The sequence below is a fragment of the Tenacibaculum sp. IB213877 genome (assembly GCF_034043975.1).
Classification (GTDB): domain Bacteria; phylum Bacteroidota; class Bacteroidia; order Flavobacteriales; family Flavobacteriaceae; genus Polaribacter.
Window position 1 is genome coordinate 1 of the sequence record NZ_JAXCHH010000018.1, and the last position, 4,105, is coordinate 4,105.

4 protein-coding genes are annotated in these 4,105 nt (G+C 29.5%); all 4 read left to right on the forward strand.

Translation table 11 applies throughout. The features are described 5' to 3' along the window. Window positions 1–210: 210 nt before the first annotated feature. The 4 genes from SLH33_RS12820 (at window position 211) to SLH33_RS12835 (ending at window position 3,968) form a co-directional block, all read left to right on the forward strand. Window positions 211–861: a hypothetical protein gene (locus SLH33_RS12820; protein ID WP_320419516.1), complete on the forward strand. Its 651-nt coding sequence runs from the start codon at window positions 211–213 to the stop codon at window positions 859–861. Between the two features lie 141 nt (window positions 862–1,002). Next, window positions 1,003–1,812 (forward strand): DUF2711 family protein, encoded by an 810-nt coding sequence (locus SLH33_RS12825; RefSeq protein ID WP_320419517.1) that lies wholly within the window; start codon window positions 1,003–1,005, stop codon window positions 1,810–1,812. A gap of 218 nt (window positions 1,813–2,030) precedes the next feature. Next, complete coding sequence (locus SLH33_RS12830) at window positions 2,031–2,837, forward strand: hypothetical protein (RefSeq protein WP_320419518.1); 807 nt, start codon at window positions 2,031–2,033, stop codon at window positions 2,835–2,837. A 165-nt stretch (window positions 2,838–3,002) separates the two neighbouring features. Further along, a complete protein-coding gene (locus tag SLH33_RS12835) occupies window positions 3,003–3,968 on the forward strand; it encodes a hypothetical protein (protein WP_320419519.1) in 966 nt (321 codons plus the stop codon). Window positions 3,969–4,105 lie beyond the last annotated feature (137 nt).

Sequence of the window (4,105 nt, forward strand, 5' to 3'; positions counted from 1 at the left end):
TTTTGCCTTGCATACCTCAAAATACAAAAAATTACTACTTTTACATAATTGTGCAACAGACACAATGTATAACCGCAATTACGGCGGATTCGACTACGTCCGAATCCACTCGGAATTGCTAACGTCTGTGCTAAACCGAAAAATTTACGTACTTTAACCCGTAACTGACGGTTATACGAGACCGTTAGGTGCAATACTGAAAAAACAACTATGAAAAGAATAATATTACTTCTGACTTTGATAATAGCTTATTCAGGTTTTTCACAAAGTATGTGGAAAAAAGCTGCGGATAAATACAAACAGAATAACATTAAAGAAGTAAAAATCTATCAGCAAAATATTGAGAATAAAAATCAAAAAAGATTATGGGACTGGGAATTTTATGACCAAAATGGACGGTTGATTGAAAAAAAACGATTTAAACCAAATGGAAAGTTTGAGTCTCACTACAAGTTCGAATACCCAAATAAGAAATCACGGATTTTAATCTCATTTGACAAAAAAGGGAACGAAATAAAACGGATTGACCAAGAATTTGACTTATCTGATGATATAAACCCTCTAAACCAATTTAGCGAAAGTGGATTTTTTGAATACGAGTACAACGAAAATGGAGACATTACTAAAGTTTGGAGAATTAAAGACGAACCAAAACGACTTCAAACTGAAAACTTTTATAACGAAAAAGGATATCTAATTGAAAGTAAAAGTTTAGTATTTACAAGTGACCGAAAAAGCACTTTCATATCGACTAGCACTTACGACTTGGACGAAAATGGAAATATTTTAAAAATAACAACAGAATCAAACGGAAAAATAAGAAGTATAGCTGTTTATGAATATAAAAAGTACAGCACCTAACAATGTATAACCGCAATTACGGCGGATTCGACTACGTCCGAATCCACTCGGAATTGCTAACACCAGTTCTTAACCGAAAATTATTAACTTTAATCCCGTAACTGATGGTTATACGAGACCGTTACCACCAATTACCCAAAAATGAGCGAAATAGAAAATAAAAACCTATATCCAGACGAGGAAATACCTGTATTGAAACACTACTCTGAATTTGATAGCGTTTACGTTGGACTTCTGCCATTTTTCGAACTTGACAAAAAACATTGTGATACTAACAGCTCAAAAAAAGTAATCTCAATCGAAGAAGCTAGAGAAAAGGACGAAATTTTTGAAAAAATTGGTAATCACTCAAATGTGACGGTTTATTCTTCTAATGAATGCTATCCTACTGATGAAGAAATATCTCAAAATGGAAAGAAAGTAACTTGGGGAGAAATAATTCTAGATACAAATCTGAATAATAATAAGGAACTTAATAAAGCTTTAATGACTTCCATTGGAGCTTTTAAAAAGAAATTACAACGAAAAGATTTATTAGAGATTTTAAATCAATACTCGGATAACAATAAGGTTTGGCACCCAACTGAAGGTGCTTTTGACTTTTTCACTAAATCGTTAATCTATGAAATATTAACACTGAATGGAATCAGCGAAATAGATGTAGAAGACGAATTTTATGAAAACAAAAAAACAATTAACTTGAACGAACTAACCAACATAGAGTTCTGTGATAAAATTGATTTTAATGATTATTATATTTATGATAAAAACAAATCAATTCTTTTTGCAATCAGTTGGGACTATTTCTTCTTTTTCATAGCTATAAATGAAAGAGTTTTTTCAAAACAATCAATTGAAACAAGTTTTGAAGGATTTTGGGCAGACGAAAAGTGCAGTCATTTATGGACTTGGGAAGAAGGAGAAATCGAAAGGTTACTGAGCAAAAAATAAAAAACTGGTGGTAACACGGTGTATAAAACATAGCTAGTAAGTGTTTAACCGAAAGGTTTGTTTATATTTAGAAAGTCCGCCAAATTTTTAATTTGGCTTTTAAAAAGAGAAAAATTAAAAACAAAATATAAAAATTCGGCTCTGTGTTAATCCGAAAAGTTAGTGTCTTTTTATACGCTACGTTTCATACACAAGTCCGTTACCTGTAAGCTCAAAAAATGAAAAAAAACATAATATTAATTTTTATAATTTTAAATTATCTTTCTAGTTTTTCACAGAAAAAGATTGATTTATCAAAAAACTACCATCCTAATTCAGAATATTTAACAAATTACTCTTTCTCATCTGAAAGTGAATTAAAATATAATAAGCCTAAAGAATTTACAGAATATTTAAAAGCTCAAGGAGTTCCCAATCCTAATATTGAATTAGAAAATTTTAACGTAATTAGTAAATCAGAAACTGGACAAAAATCTAAGAATGTATACCCTATCAACATAAGCATTATAGAATGTTCAAATAACAAATACAAAAACACTAATGCTTTAGGTAAAAACATTTCAGGTAAAATTGAAATAAATACAGTAGAGTCAAATCAATTGAATGCACAGGAGAAAAAAATATTTTTTAATTCATTGAATAAGGTTTTCAATATAGAAAATACAGGGAAAAAATTAGCTCTTAATAAAACAATTGAAAGTGAAATTTTAAAAAAAATCCCTTTTGCTGATAACCTATCAGTTAACCTGAAAGTTAAAACCTCTTATTATTTTGAAAAAATAGAAAATGATATTGGATATGTAAAAATCAATATTAAATATGAACTAGGACCTATACAGAAAGGATTGAAAATAGATTTAAAAAATAGTGATGGAAATGGGTTTATTGAATATGATTTAAAAAATGAGCATATCAAAAATTATACAACAGAAATATTTATGAATATTATTGTTAAAATAGAAGAAATGGAAATAGAATTGAAACAAAAAAGTATTATAAGCCAGAAAATTGAGAAGAAAAAATAACACCTACAGGTAACAAAACCTAAAAAACATTGCTTGCGGATTTTCCCTTTGGGAAAATACTTGCAAAAGTCCAAGTTTAGGTATTTTTTACTAATTTAACAGCTAAACCAACGCAACGTTTTTTAGCTAAAACGTTGTGTGCAATACGAAAACCAAACTAACTGAATGGAATTTTTACAATTACATTACTTCCTAAAAGATGAACTTCATTCAGTTGATGCTTTTATAAACAACAAAGCCGAATATGAATTACTTCGGATTTTTAAAGAAGTAACATCTATTCTTGAACTCGAAGGAGAATTGCAATTTGAAACTATTGCAATCGAGGAAGGTGGAATAAAAGCTTTCTATAAACTAATTTCCAAAAAGAAAAATAAGCGTAAAATTAAAAACGCTTTACTTTACTTAGCTGGAATTTTGTCTGTAATCATTTCTGATGTTGTATCTGACCAAATAAAGACTGACCACGAATATGAAAAGCTGAAAAAAGAAGAAATTAGGTTGCGAATTGAAAAACTAAAACGCGATTTAGAAGACGAAGAAACTACAGAACAAGATAAGACCTTAATAATTCAAAATTTATCTGTATTCATCGCAGAGACAAATAAAGTAAAGTTATTCAAATCCAACTTCTACTCTACTTTACTAAAGGAAGAGAAAATAGAACAAGTATCTACTCAAAGACTGAATGAAAACTTAGAGCCAATTACGAACGAGAATATTGTTCCAAGAAAAGATTTTGACAAGTTTATTCTGCATTCGGTAGACATTGACCCTGATTTTAGAGAAAGTGAAATAATCGAAATCGTTTCACCTGTCTTAAAAAAGGGAAATATGAAATGGAAAGGAATCTACAATGAAAAGCCAATTAGCTTCTATATGAGAGATGGAGAATTTTTAACATCTGTAATTAATAAAGAAATTAGTTTTTCAAATGGAACAAGTATAATAGCAGATATTGAGTTTGAGCAAAAAATGAATGACGATGGAGAGATTGAAATTGGAACGATATCAATATTTAATGTTACTGATGTGTTTGAGGACTCGAAAAGAATAGAGACTAAACGAAAGAAAAGGAACAGAGAGTTAAGAAACCAGACGAAAATGGATTTTGACAATGAAACTGAATAAAAAAGTACTGCACACAACAATGGTAACCGTTGCACAAGTGTGTAAAAACCAAAAATATTGGATTAAAACAAGCCTTTTTAGGGCTTGTTTTTTTATAGATGACTAAATGATGGTCTAAATTTAGAAGGCTTTATTCT

Excerpts from the sequence above, each read along its gene's own strand:
- SLH33_RS12820 (WP_320419516.1), top strand. The coding sequence starts at position 211 with ATGAAAAGAATAATATTACTTCTGACTTTGATAATAGCTTATTCAGGT.
- SLH33_RS12825 (WP_320419517.1), top strand. The coding sequence starts at position 1,003 with ATGAGCGAAATAGAAAATAAAAACCTATATCCAGACGAGGAAATACCT.
- SLH33_RS12835 (WP_320419519.1), top strand. The coding sequence starts at position 3,003 with ATGGAATTTTTACAATTACATTACTTCCTAAAAGATGAACTTCATTCA.
- SLH33_RS12830 (WP_320419518.1), top strand. The coding sequence starts at position 2,031 with ATGAAAAAAAACATAATATTAATTTTTATAATTTTAAATTATCTTTCT.